General features: G+C 34.8%; 1 protein-coding gene. It reads left to right on the forward strand.

What is annotated here, in order from left to right; translation table 11 throughout:
* A partial coding sequence (locus FGM02_RS17790) for a hypothetical protein (protein WP_139959971.1) occupies positions 1-264 on the forward strand: 264 nt, incomplete at both ends.

Below are 264 nucleotides of genomic sequence, written 5' to 3' on the forward strand. Positions count from 1 at the left end.
CTTCAAGAAACTTTAGAAAAAATTAAAGTTTTAGAGGGAGATGCCGATAAGAAAAAAATCTATGCACATCATAAATTTGTAGAACCTATGTTGAACTATATTGTACAGGATATGGAAAAAGCAAGAATTTCTATGGATGATAGAACTATTGGCGGTATGGTGGTTTGCGATTCTTCTGAGCAAGCCAAGATGATGCAGGAAATATTTGATGAAAAATATGCAGAAAAGCAAGCTTCTTATTTGGGGCAAGTTGCAGAGGATCCT

Origin of the sequence: Flavicella sediminum, assembly GCF_006381105.1 — a bacterium.
Taxonomy (GTDB): Bacteria; Bacteroidota; Bacteroidia; order Flavobacteriales; family Flavobacteriaceae; genus Flavicella; species Flavicella sediminum.